Annotated in this window: 17 protein-coding genes; 9 read left to right on the forward strand and 8 right to left on the reverse strand. The window is 65.3% G+C overall.

The annotated features are described in order from the left end of the window. The coding region (locus IC50_RS20835) for an FAD-binding protein (RefSeq protein ID WP_035708971.1) at positions 1 to 702 on the reverse strand (702 nt) is incomplete at its 3' end. 264 nt (positions 703 to 966) lie between these two features. On the opposite strand from IC50_RS20835, the gene IC50_RS20840 reads away from it, so the two are divergent. The 5 genes from IC50_RS20840 to IC50_RS20860 all read left to right on the forward strand — a co-directional run bounded on the left by IC50_RS20840 (position 967) and on the right by IC50_RS20860 (position 5,356). Continuing rightward, on the forward strand, positions 967 to 1,488 hold the full coding sequence (locus tag IC50_RS20840) for a hypothetical protein (RefSeq protein ID WP_035708972.1): 522 nt from the start codon (positions 967 to 969) through the stop codon (positions 1,486 to 1,488). 171 nt (positions 1,489 to 1,659) lie between these two features. After that, positions 1,660 to 1,794, forward strand: coding sequence for a hypothetical protein (locus tag IC50_RS43725; protein ID WP_277996252.1), 135 nt, complete (start codon positions 1,660 to 1,662; stop codon positions 1,792 to 1,794). A 24-nt stretch (positions 1,795 to 1,818) separates the two neighbouring features. Beyond that, the gene (locus IC50_RS20850) at positions 1,819 to 2,409 is read left to right on the forward strand and encodes an SCO family protein (protein ID WP_035708976.1); all 591 of its coding nucleotides are present in this window, start codon (positions 1,819 to 1,821) and stop codon (positions 2,407 to 2,409) included. A 217-nt stretch (positions 2,410 to 2,626) separates the two neighbouring features. Next, positions 2,627 to 3,562 (forward strand): transporter substrate-binding domain-containing protein, encoded by a 936-nt coding sequence (locus tag IC50_RS20855; RefSeq protein ID WP_035708977.1) that lies wholly within the window; start codon positions 2,627 to 2,629, stop codon positions 3,560 to 3,562. A 153-nt stretch (positions 3,563 to 3,715) separates the two neighbouring features. Continuing rightward, entirely contained in the window at positions 3,716 to 5,356 is a 1,641-nt protein-coding gene (locus IC50_RS20860) for a lysine--tRNA ligase (RefSeq protein WP_035708979.1), read from the forward strand. Positions 5,357 to 5,545: 189 nt separating this feature from the next. On the opposite strand, the gene IC50_RS20865 is transcribed toward IC50_RS20860, so the two are convergent. Next, positions 5,546 to 6,298, reverse strand: coding sequence for a carbonic anhydrase (locus IC50_RS20865; protein ID WP_035709005.1), 753 nt, complete (start codon positions 6,296 to 6,298; stop codon positions 5,546 to 5,548). Between the two features lie 137 nt (positions 6,299 to 6,435). Then, a complete protein-coding gene (locus IC50_RS20870; RefSeq protein ID WP_085973881.1) occupies positions 6,436 to 7,092 on the reverse strand; it encodes a S24 family peptidase in 657 nt (218 codons plus the stop codon). Between the two features lie 294 nt (positions 7,093 to 7,386). Between IC50_RS20870 and IC50_RS20875 the strand changes: the two genes are divergently transcribed. After that, positions 7,387 to 7,731: a DUF952 domain-containing protein gene (locus IC50_RS20875; protein ID WP_035708983.1), complete on the forward strand. Its 345-nt coding sequence runs from the start codon at positions 7,387 to 7,389 to the stop codon at positions 7,729 to 7,731. Beyond that, positions 7,728 to 8,825 carry a quinone-dependent dihydroorotate dehydrogenase gene (locus tag IC50_RS20880; RefSeq protein WP_035708987.1) on the forward strand — a complete coding sequence of 366 codons (1,098 nt, stop codon included), beginning with the start codon at positions 7,728 to 7,730 and terminating at the stop codon, positions 8,823 to 8,825. The genes IC50_RS20875 and IC50_RS20880 overlap by 4 nt, the downstream gene beginning before the upstream one ends. Positions 8,826 to 8,950: 125 nt before the next feature. Here the strand turns inward: IC50_RS20880 and IC50_RS20885 are convergent, their stop codons facing one another. The 5 genes from IC50_RS20885 to IC50_RS20905 form a co-directional block, all read right to left on the reverse strand. Next, positions 8,951 to 10,276 (reverse strand): MATE family efflux transporter, encoded by a 1,326-nt coding sequence (locus IC50_RS20885; protein ID WP_035708989.1) that lies wholly within the window; start codon positions 10,274 to 10,276, stop codon positions 8,951 to 8,953. 1 nt (position 10,277) lies between these two features. Further along, positions 10,278 to 11,012 carry an MBL fold metallo-hydrolase gene (locus IC50_RS20890; RefSeq protein ID WP_035708992.1) on the reverse strand — a complete coding sequence of 245 codons (735 nt, stop codon included), beginning with the start codon at positions 11,010 to 11,012 and terminating at the stop codon, positions 10,278 to 10,280. A 27-nt stretch (positions 11,013 to 11,039) separates the two neighbouring features. Beyond that, positions 11,040 to 11,345 (reverse strand): DUF6460 domain-containing protein, encoded by a 306-nt coding sequence (locus tag IC50_RS20895; RefSeq protein WP_028181545.1) that lies wholly within the window; start codon positions 11,343 to 11,345, stop codon positions 11,040 to 11,042. Positions 11,346 to 11,505: 160 nt separating this feature from the next. Then, positions 11,506 to 13,383 (reverse strand): cisplatin damage response ATP-dependent DNA ligase, encoded by a 1,878-nt coding sequence (locus IC50_RS20900; RefSeq protein ID WP_035708995.1) that lies wholly within the window; start codon positions 13,381 to 13,383, stop codon positions 11,506 to 11,508. Next, complete coding sequence (locus tag IC50_RS20905) at positions 13,380 to 14,417, reverse strand: ligase-associated DNA damage response exonuclease (protein WP_035708998.1); 1,038 nt, start codon at positions 14,415 to 14,417, stop codon at positions 13,380 to 13,382. Before IC50_RS20905 ends, IC50_RS20900 begins: the two co-directional genes overlap by 4 nt. 62 nt (positions 14,418 to 14,479) lie before the next feature. Between IC50_RS20905 and IC50_RS20910 the strand changes: the two genes are divergently transcribed. Continuing rightward, positions 14,480 to 15,406: a class I SAM-dependent DNA methyltransferase gene (locus IC50_RS20910; protein ID WP_035709000.1), complete on the forward strand. Its 927-nt coding sequence runs from the start codon at positions 14,480 to 14,482 to the stop codon at positions 15,404 to 15,406. Between the two features lie 116 nt (positions 15,407 to 15,522). After that, a partial coding sequence (locus tag IC50_RS20915) for an ABC transporter substrate-binding protein (RefSeq protein ID WP_035709003.1) occupies positions 15,523 to 16,316 on the forward strand: 794 nt, incomplete at its 3' end.

The following is a 16,316-nucleotide window of genomic DNA, read 5'->3' on the forward strand; positions in this document are numbered from 1 at the left end:
CCGCACCAGCTCGTGATTGCCGCCGATGCCGCCGGAGGCGACGATCACGGCCTGCGCCCTCAGCGCAAACTCGCCGACGGCGTCGCGGGAGGAGCTCCTGCCGCGCGCGACAGTGTCGGGCGCAAGGACGGCGCCGCTGACGCCATCCACGGTGCCATTGGTGACCGAGAACGCATCGACGCGATGGCGGAACCTGAAGCTCAGCCGGCCACTCTTCAGCGCCTCGCGCGCGCGACGCTCGAACGGTTCGACGATGCCGGGACCGGTGCCCCAGGTCACGTGAAAGCGCGGCACCGAATTGCCGTGGCCCATCGCGTCGTAGCCGCCGCGCTCGGCCCAGCCGACCACGGGGAAGATGCGATGCCCCATCGCGCGCAGCCAGTCGCGCTTCTCGCCGGCCGCAAAGGCGACATAAGCCTCGGCCCATTGCCGCGGCCAATAATCCTCGTCGCGGTCGAAGCCGGCGGTGCCGAGCCAGTCCTGCATTGCGAGCTCGTAGGAGTCCTTGATGCCGAGCCGGCGCTGCTCCGGCGATTCGACCAGGAACAGTCCGCCGAACGACCAGAACGCCTGGCCACCGAGCGACTGCTCTCCTTCCTGGTCCACGACGATAACGCGCTTGCCCCCGTCGGCGATCTCGGTTGCGGCCACGAGACCCGACAGTCCCGCGCCGACGACGATGACGTCCGCTTCTTCAGCCATGCGTCTGCCCCTCCATGAGTTCCCCCCTGTAGTTGCCCGGATTGAAGCCAGCGGTTGCAACTGAGATCAAGGGTGTGGCGCGTAAGACCTCATTAACTTGTTCCGCTTTGGGATAGAGACCGGCCGAGTGCAGCGCGGACGCAACACTGGATTTGAATTTGTTTTGATCGAGCCCGCCTGCCTAGACAAAACCTTGGTTACGACAGACGCTAGCTGTGCATCACCACCTGACACGCAGATTCGAATTCGCTGGGGCGGGGGACAATGAAGTTTCTGACGGGGTTGCTTGCGGCGGTTCTCCTGATCGCGGGCGTGGGGGCTTCTCACGCGGTGGTTCGGATCGCGGATGACCGCGGCGGCCGGATTGGAACCTACGTTGACAAATACCAGGATCTCAGGCAATCGGGCGAGACCGTCATCATCGACGGCCTCTGCGCCTCCGCCTGCACCATCGTCCTCGGCGCCATCCCGCACGACCGGATCTGCGTGACCTCGCATGCGACGCTCGGCTTCCACGCCGCCTGGGATTTCGGGTCCAACGGCCGCGCCGTCACCAATCCTGAAGCTACCCAGATGCTCTATGCGATGTATCCCTCGCGGGTGAAGCGCTGGATCGGCCAGCGGGGCGGGCTTACCCCACGGATGCTCTTCCTGAGGGGCAAGCAGCTCGAGGCCATGTACAAGCCCTGCTACCTGGACGCGCAGGCCTCGACGGCCAAGCCGTCGCGCCGGTCGCTCCCGCAAGCGGAGAAACTCGAAACCGCTCGGGGCCAGCTCCTTCACTGATAGGTCGCGGCCTGACGGAATCCTTTTACCTCGCAGGCGGCGTCTTGCCCGCAGGCGGCGCAAAGCCTATCTGACAGCCTGGGAACCGGGGCCTTCGCCCCGATCGTTGTCATGGCTCAACCACTACATCCAGCGCATCGGCTATCGGACAATTCGCCCACTGCCGGCCGAATGCCGTCCGTGCTGCTGTGGGCCGGCGCGGCAATCGGCGGCCTCGTCGTGATCGGCGCGCTGGCGCTCTGGTTCCACTATGGCAGCCAGGTGTTCTTCGAAATGATCAGGACCGGCTTTGCCGCCTGCTTCTGACCTGCGACAGGAAGTTTTACGCCCATGAGACCCGCCACCCGTCCGCTGGTGATCGCGACCGCCTTCGCCGCAAGCCTCATTGTCGGGCTCCTGATCATGTTCTGGGCCATGGGCGGGCTCAGCAAGGTGGCGCAGCCGGCCGCGATCGGCGGCCCGTTCCAGCTGACCGACCAGAACGGCAAGGCCGTCACGGACAAGAGCCTCAAGGGCAAGCCGACCCTGATCTTCTTCGGCTACACCCATTGCCCCGACGTCTGCCCGACCTCGCTGTTCGAGCTCTCGGAAGTGCTGCGCGCACTGGGCAAGGACGCCGACAAGGTCAATGCCGTCTTCATCTCGGTCGATCCCGAGCGCGATACGCCGGCAACGATGAAGGACTATCTGTCGAGCTTCGATCCACATCTCGAAGGCCTGTCCGGCGATCCCGCCGAGACCGCCAAGGTCATCACCTCCTACCGGGTCTATGCCAAGAAGGTCCCGACCAAGGACGGCGACTACACCATGGACCACACCGCGCTGATCTACCTGATGGACCGCGACGGGAGGTTCGTCTCGCCGTTCAATTTGAAACGGACGCCGGAAGAGGCGGCGGCTGATTTGAAGAAGTATCTTTGAGCCTTATGTCCGGGCGCAGTGCCTCCACATCCGTCATGGCCGGACTCGTCCCGGCCATCCAAGTTCTTGGGCGGGCGAGGAAGTTCGTGGATGCCCGGGACAAGCCCGGGCATGACGTCTGAGAGACCTTTGCTCAGCCCGCAATCGGCGCTCGCGTTCCCGCTGGGATGGTCTATAAGGCCCTCCGATCCCAACGAAATTCGTTCATTTCCGGCTGATGGCTCCATCGCACCAGGCGAAATCGTCCAAATCTGCCCGTAGCTTGCTGACGGGGCTGGCCGTCGGCGCGTGCCTACTCGCGGGACTGACCGGCGCCGAGGCCCAGGCGCCCGCCAGGCGGCCGCCGGCGGCACCTCAGGTCACACCGCAAGCCGCACCCCAGGCGGCCCCGCAGGCCGTGCCCGGCTTCTGGGACCCGCGCCGCCGACCGGAACGGCCGGACCTGTCGCGCCTGACCGTGATCCGCTTCTTGACCGAGACTGACTATCCGCCGTTCAATTTCACCGGCGCGGACGGCAATCCGGCCGGCTTCAACGTCGATCTGGCCCGCGCGCTTTGCGAGGAAATCAAGGTCACCTGCACCGTGCAGATGCGCCGCTTCGAGACGCTGGTCGACGCGCTCACCTCCAACCGGGGCGATGCCATCATCGCCTCGATGGCGGCGAGCCCGCAGCTTCGCTCACGCGTCGACTTCACCGATCCCTATTACCGGGTGCCGGCCCGCTTCGTCTCGCGCAAGGACGCGGTGATGCCGGAGATCCGGCCCGAATATCTCGAGGGCAAGAAGGTCGGCGTCATCGCCGGCTCGGCGCATGAGGCCTATCTCAAGGCGATGTTCACCGACGCCGAGTTGCATGCCTATCCCAGTGACGATGCGATGCGCGCCGCTTTGCGCAGTGGTGAGGTCGACTTCATCTTCGGCGACGCCATCTCGCTGGCGTTCTGGATCAACGGCACCGATTCCGGCGATTGCTGCGCCTTCTCCGGCGGTCCCTTCGTCGAGAGCCGTTTCTTCGGTGAAGGCATCGGCATCGCCGTGCGCAAGGGCAACGACGTGCTGCGACAGGCCCTGAACTGGGCGATGTTCCGCGTCTGGGAAAAAGGCCGCTATACCGATCTGTGGCTGCGGTATTTCTCGGTGAGCCCGTTCTAAACAACGATCGTCATTCCGGGGCGATGCGCCAGCATCGAACCCGGAATCTCGGGATTCCGGGTTCGCGCTTCGCGCGCCCCGGAACGACGATCAAGACCATTTTTGCATTCTGCCCGAAAATCGCTATTTTCCGCGGCCCGGAGGCCCTTCTTGATGTCCGTTATCGATCCCAGCATGAGCCCGAGCGACCTGCGTGCGCTCGCCGAACAATCCAACGCCTGGCCGTTCGAGCAGGCGAAGGCCATTGTCGCGCGGCTGAAGAAAAGCCCGAAGGACGAGGTGCTGTTCGAGACCGGCTACGGGCCATCCGGCTTGCCGCATATCGGCACGTTCGGCGAGGTCGCGCGCACCTCGATGGTGCGGCATGCCTTCCGCGTGCTGACCGAGGACAAGATCAAGACACGTCTGCTCGCCTTCTCCGACGACATGGACGGTCTGCGCAAGGTGCCTGACAACGTGCAGAACAGGGCGCCGCTGGAAGCCAATCTCGGCAAGCCACTGACGCGCGTGCCCGATCCCTTCGGTACGCATGAGAGCTTCGGCGCGCACAACAATGCGCGGCTTCGCGCCTTTCTCGATCATTTCGGCTTCGATTACGAATTCGCGAGCTCGACCGATTACTACACGTCGGGCCGCTTCGACGCGACGCTGCTCAAGATGCTCGCCGCCTACGACAAGGTCATGGCGATCATCCTGCCGACGCTGGGTCCCGATCGCCGCGCCACCTATTCGCCGTTCCTGCCGATCAGCAAGACAACCGGTGTCGTGCTGCAGGTGCCGATGATCCGCCGCGACGTCGCGGCCGGCACGGTGACCTATGTCGATCCTGATACGAACCAGGAGGTCGAAACGCCCGTCACCGGCGGCAACGTCAAGTGCCAGTGGAAGGCAGACTGGGCGATGCGCTGGGTCGCGCTCGGCGTCGACTACGAGATGGCCGGCAAGGACCTGATCGATTCCGTGAAGCTGTCCGGCGCCATAGCAAAGGCGCTCGGCGCCACGCCGCCCGAAGGCTTCAACTACGAGCTCTTCCTCGACGAGAAGGGCCAGAAGATCTCAAAGTCGAAGGGCAACGGCCTCACCATCGACGAATGGCTGCGCTATGCCTCGCCGGAATCGCTGTCGCTGTTCATGTACCGCGAGCCGAAGGCGGCCAAGCGGCTGTATTTCGATGTCATCCCGCGCAATGTCGACGACTACCAGCAGTTCATCGACGGCTTTGCCAAGCAGGACGGCAAGCAGCAGCTCGGCAATCCGGTCTGGCACATCCACAACGGCAAGCCGCCGAAGGGCGACATGCCCGTCACGTTCCAGCTGCTGCTGACCCTGGTGTCGTCGTCGAACGCGGAGAATGCCGGGACGCTGTGGGGCTTCATCGGCCGCTATCGCCCCGGCGTGACGCCGCAGACGCATCCGAAGCTGGACGCGATGGTCGGCTACGCCATCAACTATTATCGCGATTTCGTCGCGCCCACGAAGCAGTTCCGGGTGCCGACAGACAGCGAGCGCGCCGCGCTTCAGGATCTGCGCGATGCGCTGTCGCAGTTGGCGCCGGACGCTTCGGCCGAGGACATCCAGAACGTCGTCTACGAGGTCGGCCGCCGCGAGCCGTTCCTCGACCAGGTCAAGAAGGGCAAGGACGGCCGGCCCGGCGTCACGCTCGACTGGTTCAACATGCTCTACCAGGTACTGCTCGGCCAGGAGAAGGGTCCGCGCTTCGGCTCCTTCGTCGCCGTGTACGGTGTGCAGAATGCGGTGAACATGATCGACGGCGCGCTGGCAAGGAGCGCGTGAGAAACGCGTTGCTCTTCGCTCTACACTCCGCTGTCGTCCCGGCGAACGCCGGGACCCAACCCCTGGGAGAAGTTAGGCGAAGATTCGCAATTGCGCTTGCGTCGGTACGAAGACCGCCACTCTCCGACAGATCACGCGGTATGGGTCCCGGCGTTCGCCGGGACGACAGTGTTGATCGGAGACGCCGTCTCAGGTCGACCGCAGCACGTAGCGCCGATTGTCCTTCTGCACCGGGCGCGCGTTCATCGGATAGAGCTTTGCGAAGGCGCCAACGTCGGCGCTGGCGACCTGGATCGGATCGGTCAGCAGCAGCCATTCGACCACTTCCGAACAGGGCGGAGTCGTCAGCGAGCCGGGATAGCGGAAATAGCTGAGCTTTTGCGGCAGCAGGACGTGAGGATCGATGCCGGCATCGGCTTTCACCGCGGGCCCTTCCGCCGCCGGCATGGACTTGACGATCTTGCCGAAGGCCGCATTCGGCCTGCCTTCGGCCATCAGCACACCGACCACGGCCAGACCGCCGGCATCGTTGCGATGGACGAAATGCGCCTCCATCGGAAAATTCTTGCCGCCGATCATGTGCTCGCTCGGCCGGTGAAAGTGCACCTGGAGCAGCTTGTACCTGACGTCGCCGAGCGCGAGCGTACTGCCTTCGGCGAAGTTGAGCTGGATCGTGTGCCCGTTGTTGACGATGGTGTCGGCGCTCTTGCCCCAGTTCAGCTTCAGAACCGGCAATTGCGACCTGATCGTCGCCTCGATGTCGATCGGCGATTGTTGCAGGCCGACCGCGCAGGCCTTGTTGGCCGCGTCGAGGTCGCCCCATTTGGCCGGGCCGCCGGCGCCCTCATAGCTCCAATGGGTGCCTTCGGCCGCGAAGCCCGGCTTGCATAGCGGACAAAGCGCGAGACCCGCCAAGGCCTTCAATGCGTGACGGCGATCCATCATGTTTCCCCTGCGATGAATTTGGTCGGCAGCAGGTGCGCAACCTATGTGAGAGGGCCGGTGAGTCGCAAGGTCGCGGCGGACGAGGCGTGGCCCGGCCGATGTCGTCGGCCGATCACAACACCGGCAGCAACCAATCACTGGCTTGCCCACAGGATCCGCGCGATCCACACCACATCACCCGCCGCCATCGTGCATTCGGCCTGTGCCCCATCGAGCGGCTGAAGCTCCAGCGTCTTTGCGGAGCGGCGCTTCAGCGTCGCGACCGTCACCTCACCCGCCTTGCTCCTCACCACCACGCGATCGCCTTTGCGGATCGGCGCGCCGGGTGAGACCAGGACGATGTCGCCGTCGCGATAGACAGGCGCAAGCGCATCGCCGGAAATCTCCAGCGCAAACGTGTGGCGGTCCTCCGTGATGGGAAGCGCAATTTCGGTCCAGCCCCTGCCGGATGGAAGGCCGGCCTCGTCGAAAGCGCCGCTCGTCCCGGCCTGCGCGAATCCGAGCAGCGGCACCGAACGGCCGTCGCGCACGCCGTCGTCGTCAATCAACTTCGCAAAGCTGTCGATCGAGGTGTCGGCCGCGGCCAGCGCCTTGGCGATCGATTCGGTCGAGGGCCAGCGCTCGCGGCCGTCGGCGGTGACGCGCTTGGACCTGTTGAAAGTGGTGGGGTCGAGCCCGGCGCGCTTGGCAAGGCCGGACGGTGACAATCCGGCGCGCGCCGCCAGCCGATCCAGCGCGGCCCAGATCTGGTCGTGGGTCAGCATCCTCTGCGCTTTGGCCTGTCTGACCATGGAAGGTCCAGCCCGTCGCAACTCAGGAAAACTGTCCTCAAATCAACCGGTTTTCCGTTTTTCGCGCAAGAGGTAGCAGGGGAAAGCGGTTTCAGGCGAAGTGGGTATCGGTTCGCGTCAAGAAAACGCATCAAAACAGCAATCGAAAGCCCCGTTCCGATTTCATTGGAACGGAAAAGGCTCTAGGTCTTGAGTTCGGAAGGGACGGCCTTTACGGTCGACCCCGGGTTTTGCGGACCCACGAGAGACGAAAAAACCCAAATAATTCAAAGAACAAACAAGGCTGCGGAAGCGGTGGTCAAGATCTACAAAATCTGTCCGGCCTCGGCCTGGCGCGAGGCGGAACGGCAGGGTGCCTACCGGGGCAGCGCGGATGATGCGCGCGATGGATTCATCCATTTCTCGACCGCTGCCCAGGTCCCCGAGACCCTGCGCAGGCACTATTTCGGGCAGCGTGCGCTGTTCCTGGTCGAGGTCGACGGTGACTTGCTGGGCAGTGAGCTGCGCTGGGAGCGCTCGCGCAATGACGAGCTGTTTCCGCATCTCTACGGCGAGCTCGATCTCGGCGCGGTGATCGCGGTGATGAACCTCAACATCCGTTCCGATGGCGGTCACGACGTTCCGGAGCTGTTGCCGTGATCCGCGCGTTCGACGCCTTTTCGCTGCCGGTGTTGCGCTGGCTCGATCCCGAAGACGCGCATCGCCTCGCGATCCAGGGCCTGCGCTTCCTGCCGCCGGTCAAGCCGCGCGCCGATGATCCCAAGCTCGCGGTGCGCGCCTTCGGACTGAACTTTCCCAATCCGATCGGCATGGCCGCCGGCTTCGACAAGAGCGCCGAGGTGCCGGACGCGCTGTTGCGGCTCGGCTTCGGCTTCGTCGAGATCGGCTCGGTGACGCCGAAGCCGCAGGAAGGCAATCCGCGACCGCGGCTGTTCCGGCTCGATCGCGACGAGGCGATCATCAACCGCATGGGTTTCAACAATGACGGCGCGGACCTTGCGTTGCGCCGGCTCGCCGCGCGCGCGCAGCACGGCGGTATCGTCGGCGTCAATGTCGGGGCCAACAAGGATTCCCCGGACCGCGTCGCCGACTACGTCAAGCTGATCGAGACCTTTGCGCCGGTGGCGAGCTATTTCACCGTCAACGTCTCCTCGCCGAACACGCCCGGCCTGCGCAATCTGCAGGAAGGCGCGCTGCTCGACGATCTCCTCGCACATGTGATCGACGCCCGCGAGCGGGTGCGCCAGAAGGCGGGCGACACGCCGGTGCTGCTCAAGATCGCCCCGGATTTGAGCCTTGCCCAGCTCGACGACATCGTGCAGGTCGCGCGCTCGCGCCGGGTCGACGGCATGATCGTGTCGAACACCACGATCGCGCGGCCGAGCACGTTGCGTGAGCAGGTACGGGCAAAGGAGCAAGGCGGCCTGTCGGGGCGGCCGCTGTTTCGCCTTTCGACGCGCATGGTCGCGGAGACCTATGTGCGCGTCGAGGGTGCGTTTCCGCTGATCGGCGTCGGCGGTGTGGACTCGGGCGGCGCCGCGCTGACGAAAATCCGCGCCGGCGCCAGCCTGATCCAGCTCTATTCGTCGCTGGTCTACAAGGGCCTCGGCCTCGTCGACGAGATCAAGCGCGATCTGACCTCGACGCTGCTTCGCACGGGGCGGGATTCGCTGTCCGATATCGTCGGCGCTGATGCGGCGACGCTCACGGCGGAAGACTGGCCGGGGATGTGAGACAGTCTGGTGCCCCGGATGCGGCGCAGCGGGTGGCGGTGCGCTGCTGATCCGGGGCCTATGCCTGGCGGGTCCCGGATCGGCGCAGCAGCATTTCACGCTGCAGCGCGTCCGGGACACGAGAGTTACGGCTTCGAGAACGTCGCCCGATACAGCGCCGGATAGCGCGCACCCTGCAAGCCGCCGCGGGCGACGTAGAACGCGATCAGCGCGCTCCACAGTCCCGCATTGCCGAACGATTGCAGCCCCAGCCAAATGCCAAAAAAGATTGCCAGCGAGGCCAGCATCAGATTGCGCATCTCGCGCGCCCAGGTCGCGCCGACATAGATGCCGTCGAAGCCGAAGGCGAACACGCCGGGGATGGGGGCGAGCACGATGAACGGCAGGAAGTCGCGCGCGGCGCGGCGTACGTCCTCACTGGCCGTCATGACATCGATCAGGTTGGGGCCGAGCAGCGCGAACAGCGCGGCGACGACCAGCGCGAAGCCGAGGCCCCAGAGCAGCACCAGCCTGGTCGAATCCGCAAATCCCCTGGCGTCGCGCGCGCCAAAGCTGCGGCCGCAGAGCTGCTGGGCTGCGTTGGCGAGGCCGTCGAGGAAGAAGGCGCTGACCAGGAGGAAATTGTTGAGCACGGAGTTCGCCGCCAGCGTGACGTCGCCGGCGCGCGCGCCCTTGGCGGTGAAGAACAGGAACACGACGATCAGCGCCGCCGTGCGGATCATGATGTCGGAGTTCACCGCCAGCAGACGCATCAGTTTGGCGCGATTGAACAGCGTTGCACGGGGCACGCTGAAGCCTCCGGCGGCATGGCGCCGGCAGACGATGACGCCGAGCGCGAAGCCGGTCGTCTCCGACAGCAGCGCGGCGATCGCCGCGCCGGCAATGCCGGTGTCGTAGACCAGCACCAACAGGACCGTCGCCACCATGTTGATGAGGTTGATGACGACCTGGAGCGCAAGGGCCGGATTGGCGCGGGCCTGTCCGACCAGCCAGCCGAGCACGACGTAATTGGCGAAGGCGAATGGCGATGACCAGATCCGGATCATGAAGTAGGTTTTCGCCGCGCGCGTCACGCCTTCGCTGCCGCCCATCAGGTCGAACAGCACCGAAGTCAGCGGCAGTTGCAGAGCGATCAGCGCGGTGCCGATCAGGCCGGCAACGATGAAGCCGCGCACCAGGATCGCGGTCTGCTCGCGCGTCTCGCCGGCGCCCAGCGCCTGTGCGGTGAAGGCGAGCGTGCTCATGCGCAGGAAGCCGAACAGCCAGAACAGGCAGTCGAAGATGACGGAGGCCATCGCGACGCCTCCGAGCAGCGCGGCATCGTCGAGCCGGCCGATCGCGGTGGTCGAGACCACGCCGATCAGCGGCGTGGTCAGGTTCGCGACCATCGCCGGCCCCGCGATGGCGAACACCTGGCGGGAGCCGATCCTGGGATGAACCGGTGCGTGCATGTCAGAACACGAGCACCAAGCCGTCCTCTGCAGCCAGATGCGGCACTTCGCTCAGATGCGACAGCATGTCGTCGCTCGTATGGGTGAGGACGAGCCGCCTGGCGGCGATCGCGGGCAGGTGCGGTTCCAAGGTCTTCAGGCTGAGATGGTTCTTGACCACCTTCTCGTACATGTAGGCTTCGGCAATGAAAAGGTCCGCGCCATGCGCCAGCGGAATGAGCGTCTCCGTCCATTCGGTATCGGCGCTGTAGGCCAGCGTGCGGCCCTCGGCCTCGATGCGATAGGCCAGGAAAGGCCCGCCGGATTCGCCGTGCACGACGGGATAGGGTGTCACGGTCACCGCGCCGAAGCTTCGGCGTTGCTGGGGCGCGAGCTCGACCACGTTCAGCTCGAAGCGCTGTTTGGTTGTCGAGGAATGCTCGAACAGCGCTTCCATCACCTGGGCAAGCCGCGCCGCGATGCCTTGCGGGCCCGCGATGGTCAACGGCCGCGTCCGCCGCGAGAATTGCGCGTCGAGCAGGACAAACGGCAGCCCGGCAAAATGGTCGCCATGGAAATGCGTGATCAGGATCAGATCGATCTCGTTGCAGTCGATCTCGAGCCGCTTCAACGCCGGCAATGCCGACGCGCCGCAATCGATCAGGAAGTTGGCCGCGCGCCCCGAGACATGGAAGCAGGTGTTGAGCCTGCCGCCGGAGCCGAAGGCGTCACCGCAGCCGACGAAACGCAGTTGCATCGGCTGCGCGCTCCCTCAATCAAATCCTCACCGGCCGCGCGGCGCACCGAAGACGCGCGAGAGCAGCCAGATCGGAATCACGATGACCGCGCCGAGCAGGAAGTAGCGCCACAGCCAGTTCACGGCATCGAAGCCGAGATCCCAGAGACGCTGGAACAAGAGGCGAATGCTGGTGATGATATTCCAGGGATCGAAGCCGATCGCGGCCAGCACGACGCCGACCAGGATCGAGAGCAGGACCAGCCGGAACGCGACCGCCAGCGGGGAGCCGCCGAGAAAGCGGTGCAGGCCGTCGCTGCGGCCGGCCGGCAAATCTCTGACGTCTTGGACCATCGCGAACTCCTCAGGGGATTCGACCCCATTATAGGGCACGGCGAGGCACATGGGGAACCCGCATCGAGGCGTCAATCGGGTTACGGGAGTTTAATTCCGGCAGCGCCTGCCTCGGGCTGGCTGTAACCTCTCCCGCAAGCGGGAGGGGGAGCGCACCGCCTCACACATCAATCTCCGCCGCTTCCGCCTTCAGCATCCTCTCCAGCGTCTCCAGCCGATCCGCCTCCCGCGGCGGCTTGTCCCAGCGCAGGCGGCTGATGCGGGGAAAGCGCATGGCGACGCCGGACTTGTGTCGCGGCGAACGCTGCAGCCCCTCGAACGCGACCTCCAGCACCAGCCCCTTGTCGCCCTCGTGCACGACGTGGCGAACGGGACCAAATTTTTCCGTGGTGTTGCGGCGGACGAAGCGGTCGATCTGCAGCAGCTCCTCGTCGGTGAAGCCGAAATAGGCCTTGCCGACCGGCACCAGTTCGTCGCCAGTCTCGCCCTCGGTCCAGACGCCGAAGGTGTAGTCGGAATAATAGGACGAACGCTTGCCGTGGCCCCGCTGCGCATACATCAACACGGCATCGATGATGTGCGGATCGCGCTTCCACTTCCACCACTGCCCCTTCGGCCGCCCCGGCAAGTAGGGTGCATCGCGTCGCTTCAGCATCACGCCTTCGACGGCCTCTGCGTCATCGCCGGCTCCGGCGCTCGCCGGATCGGCCCGTGCCGCGGTGAGCGCATCCCAACTCGCGAAGGGCACGGTCGGCGACAGATCGATGCGGGGATCGCCGAGCTTGGCGACGAACGTCTCCAGCCGTTCGCGCCGCTCCGCGAAGGGCAGCTCGCGCAGATCGTTCTCGTCGTCGCCAAGCAGATCGTAGGCGCGCAGGTGGATCGGAAACTCCTTGATCAGTTTCGGCGAGACGACCTTGCGGTTGAGGCGCTGTTGCAGGACGTTGAAGCTCTGCACGCGGCCCCCGCGCAGGATCAGAAGCTCGCCATCGATGGCGCCTGTGAGCCGCAGCGAAGGCACGAGGTCGGGAAAGCTCCCCGTGATGTCTTCGCCGGTGCGCGAATAGAGCCGCGCCGCAATGTGGCCGCGGCCGTCCCGCCCCGCCACCGCCTGCACGCGAATGCCGTCCCATTTCCATTCGGCAATGTAGTCGGCGGGATCGAGCGCGGCGAAATCCGTGTCCTCGATCGCATGCGCCAGCATGACGGGCCGGAACGGCGCGGGATCGCGGTTGACGGGCTTGTCGCCACGGCCTTCCAGCCAGGCGAACAAATCGAGATAGGGCGGCGCAAGACCGGGCCAGATCAACTCGATCTCATGCGGGTCCTTGTCGCCGAGCGCCGCAGCCGCGGTTTTCGCCAGCCGCGCTGAGACGCCGATGCGAAGCGCGCCGGTGACGAGCTTCAGCAGCGCCCAGCGGCCGGTCTCGTCGAGCTCGTCGAGCCAGCGCTCGAGCTGCTTTGGCAATTCGGTCTTGCCGAGCGTGCGCAGCGTGGTGACGACCTCGGTGAGCGTCGGGGGCGGCGGGTTGTTGTGGCTGCTTGGGTGAGGAGACTCTTCAGCATCTCGCCCGCGGTACCCCCCTCCCTGCCCCTCCCCCGCAAGGGGGGAGGGAACGGAGAGAGCCATGCGCCCATCACTTTCGAAATCGCCATGACTTGTTGTCGCTTCCGGTGGCCGCGCACTCCGCTGTGCTCCCTCCCCCCTTGCGGGGGAGGGCGGGGGAGAGGGGTGGCTCGGAAAAGATTCGCCATTATTAGGCACCCGCCGAGGCCACATCAGCGCCACCGTCTCCGAGAGGTCGCCGACGTAGTCGTAACTCAACCCGAACAGCACCGGATCGGTGCGCGCCGCGATGAGGTTTCGGATCAACGCGGGCTTGGCATGCTTGAAGCTCAGCGCGCCGGTCAGCGCCGCCAGCGCATGACCGCGGTCGGGATCGCCGACCTCGCGGAAATAGCCGGTGATCAGCCGCAGCTTGTTGTTGCGGCCGGGCTCGTAAGCAAGGCGGTCGAGGAGTTCGGCGAAGCGGTTCATGCTTCGGCCTCGTCTGGAATCGGCGTCTCGCTCTCCTCCTCGTCGCCATAGCCGACGAGATCGAGCGGCCGCGCTTTCAGGCCTTTGCTCCGGCACCAATGCACCAGCGCATCTTCCTGGCCGTGAGTGACCCAGATCTCGCCCGCGCCGGTCGCGGCGATCGTAGAGGTAAGGCCGTCCCAATCGGCATGGTCGGAGATCACCAGCGGCAGCTCGACACCGCGCTGGCGCGCCCGGGCGCGCACGCGCATCCACCCGGACGCGAAAGCGGTGACGGGATCCGGAAAGCGCCGGGTCCAGAGATCGGAAGTCGCCGAGGGCGGCGCCAGTGTGATGGTGCCGGCAAGCGCAGCTTTCTTCACGCCCTTCACCGGCCTCAGTTCGCCGAGCGTGATTCCGCGGCTCTGGTAGTAATGCGTGATCTTCTCCAGGGCGCCATGCAGGTAGATCGGCGCGTCATAGCCGGCCTGGCGCAGCAGCGCGATCACGCGCTGGGCCTTGCCGAGCGAATAGGCGCCGACCAGATGCGCGCGCTCCGGAAACAGCGCGACCGAGGCGAGCAGCTTCTTCACCTCGTCGCTCGCATCACCATGCCGGAATACCGGCAGCCCAAAGGTGGCCTCGGTGATGAAGACGTCGCAGGGCACCAGCTCGAACGGCGCGCAGGTCGGATCGGCCGCATCCTTGTAGTCGCCGGAGACGACGATGCAGGTGTCCTTGCAGGTCACGGCGATCTGTGCTGAGCCCAGCACGTGGCCGGCCGGATGAAATTTGACGGTGACGTCGCCGAACCGGATCTCCTCGCCATAGCGGATCGCTTGCGTCGATCCGGCAATATTCTCGCCGTACCGCAACCGCATGATATCGAGCGTTTCCTGCGTCGCCAGCACCGCGCCATGGCCGGCGCGGGCATGGTCGGAATGCCCGTGGGTGATCACGGCGCGCTCGACCGCGCGGACAGGATCGATATGAAAGCCGCCGGGCTTGCAGCACAGGCCGGCATCAGTTGGCAGCAGGATGTCTTGCGGACGCATGCCTGCTATATAGGTTGCGTCATCGCGTCTTCGAGTCATCACCGCTTCGTTCCCGGTTCCCAATGCCCCTGCGCCTGTTCCAGTCCTCCGGCGATCTCATGGCCGACCGGCGCTTCGAGTTCGCGCGCGACCTCCAGCTCAAGGGCGATCTGCCCGCCGCCGCGGACCTCCTGGAGCAGGCGATCGAGCTCGCGCCGAACTTCACCTCGGCTTGGTTCACGCTCGGCGAAATCCGTCAGCAGCTCGGCGAGCGCGACAAGGCGATCGCGGCATTTCGGGAAGCGCGCCGATCCGATCCCGAGGACCAGCACGGCGCCGGCCTGCACCTGATGCGGCTCGGCGACGCGGAGATGGCGGAAATGCCAAAAGCCTATGTGCAGGCGCTGTTCGATCAATACGCGCCCCGCTTCGAGCACGCGCTGGTCAACGATCTCGACTACCGCGGGCCCGCGCTGATCTTCAAGGCGGTGCTGGCCGCAAGGGTCGCCGCGAAGAAGCCGGCTTACTTCAAGCGCACCATCGATCTCGGCTGCGGCACCGGACTTGCGGCGGCTGCCTTCGCCAAGCAGGTCGATCATTTCGTCGGTATCGATCTGTCGCCGGGCATGATCAAGGAGGCGCGCGCCACCAACCTCTATGCCGAGCTCGAGGTCGCCGACATGATCGAGGGCCTGCGCGGCAAGGCCGACGCAAGCGCGAATCTCGTCGTGGCCGCGGACGCGTTCGTCTATCTCTCCGATCTCGCACCGGTGCTGAGCGAGGCCAGGCGCGTGCTCGTATCTGGTGGCGTGCTCGCCTTCACGCTGGAGACGCATGACGGCAGCGGTATCGTGCTCGGCGACGGCTTGCGCTATGCCCACGCCGCGGAATATGTGCGCGGTGCCATCGCCAAGGCGGGCCTCAAGCTGCTGACACTGGAGTCGGCCTCGCCGCGCAACGAGAACAGCGAGCCGGTGCGCGGCCTCGTCGTCGTCGCCGAGAAGACTTGAGTCTACACGCTGACACTCCCGCGATTTGAGCGTCATTGCGTCGCAAAGCCGCGACTTCCTACTTGCGAGCTGCACTGCGATGCCAGCACAATGCCCTCGCTAGGGAGAAACAAATAATGACCAGGAATCCATCGCGGCGCGATTTCAGCGCCGCCGCGCTCGCCACCATCGCTGCATCCACCTTACCTGCGCCTTATGTCCGGGCCGCGGAGAAGAAATACGACGCGGGCGCCAGCGACACCGAGATCAAGATCGGGCAGACCGTGCCGCATTCCGGCCCCGGCTCGCTCTACGGCGTGCTGGGGCGCATCGGCGAAGCCTATTTCCAGATGCTGAACGAGAAGGGCGGCATCAACGGCCGCAAGGTCAAGTTCCTCACCATGGACGATGCCTACAGCGCGCCGAAATGCGTCGAGGCCACGCGACGGTTGGTCGAGCAGGAAGAGGTGCTGGCGCTCTACGGCTCGCTCGGCACCGCGCCGCAGACCGCCGTGCACAAATACCTGAACTCCAAAGGCGTGCCGCAGCTCCTGCTCAACACCGGCGCATCGAAGTGGAACAATCCGAAAGAGTTCAAATGGACCATGGCGGGTCTGCCGCTCTATCCGACCGAGGCGCGCATCCTGGCCCGGCACGTCGTCAGCGTTAAGCCGAACGCCAAGATCGGCATCCTCTACCAGAACGACGATTTCGGCCGCGACTTCTTAGGGCCCTTCAAGAAGGTGCTGGCCGATGCCGGCGGCACGGCGCAGGTGATCATGGAGCAGACCTACGATCTCACCGATCCGACGGTCGATTCCCAGCTCATCAATCTCTCGAAGTCGGGCGCCGACGTTTTCTACAACATCTCGACCGGCAAGGCGTCGTCGCAGTCGATTCGTAAAGTGGCCGAGCTCGGCTGGAAGCCGCT

The organism is Bradyrhizobium genomosp. I (2014) (assembly GCF_000261685.1).
Taxonomy (GTDB): domain Bacteria; phylum Pseudomonadota; class Alphaproteobacteria; order Rhizobiales; family Xanthobacteraceae; genus Bradyrhizobium.

Coding starts and splice junctions, on each gene's coding strand:
- IC50_RS20840 (WP_035708972.1), top strand. CDS start 967: ATGAAGTTTCTGACGGGGTTGCTTGCGGCGGTTCTCCTGATCGCGGGC.
- IC50_RS43725 (WP_277996252.1), top strand. CDS start 1,660: ATGCCGTCCGTGCTGCTGTGGGCCGGCGCGGCAATCGGCGGCCTCGTC.
- IC50_RS20850 (WP_035708976.1), top strand. CDS start 1,819: ATGAGACCCGCCACCCGTCCGCTGGTGATCGCGACCGCCTTCGCCGCA.
- IC50_RS20855 (WP_035708977.1), top strand. CDS start 2,627: ATGGCTCCATCGCACCAGGCGAAATCGTCCAAATCTGCCCGTAGCTTG.
- IC50_RS20860 (WP_035708979.1), top strand. CDS start 3,716: ATGTCCGTTATCGATCCCAGCATGAGCCCGAGCGACCTGCGTGCGCTC.
- IC50_RS20865 (WP_035709005.1), bottom strand. CDS start 6,298: ATGGATCGCCGTCACGCATTGAAGGCCTTGGCGGGTCTCGCGCTTTGT.
- IC50_RS20870 (WP_085973881.1), bottom strand. CDS start 7,092: ATGGTCAGACAGGCCAAAGCGCAGAGGATGCTGACCCACGACCAGATC.
- IC50_RS20885 (WP_035708989.1), bottom strand. CDS start 10,276: ATGCACGCACCGGTTCATCCCAGGATCGGCTCCCGCCAGGTGTTCGCC.
- IC50_RS20890 (WP_035708992.1), bottom strand. CDS start 11,012: ATGCAACTGCGTTTCGTCGGCTGCGGTGACGCCTTCGGCTCCGGCGGC.
- IC50_RS20895 (WP_028181545.1), bottom strand. CDS start 11,345: ATGGTCCAAGACGTCAGAGATTTGCCGGCCGGCCGCAGCGACGGCCTG.
- IC50_RS20900 (WP_035708995.1), bottom strand. CDS start 13,383: ATGAACCGCTTCGCCGAACTCCTCGACCGCCTTGCTTACGAGCCCGGC.
- IC50_RS20905 (WP_035708998.1), bottom strand. CDS start 14,417: ATGCGTCCGCAAGACATCCTGCTGCCAACTGATGCCGGCCTGTGCTGC.
- IC50_RS20910 (WP_035709000.1), top strand. CDS start 14,480: ATGCCCCTGCGCCTGTTCCAGTCCTCCGGCGATCTCATGGCCGACCGG.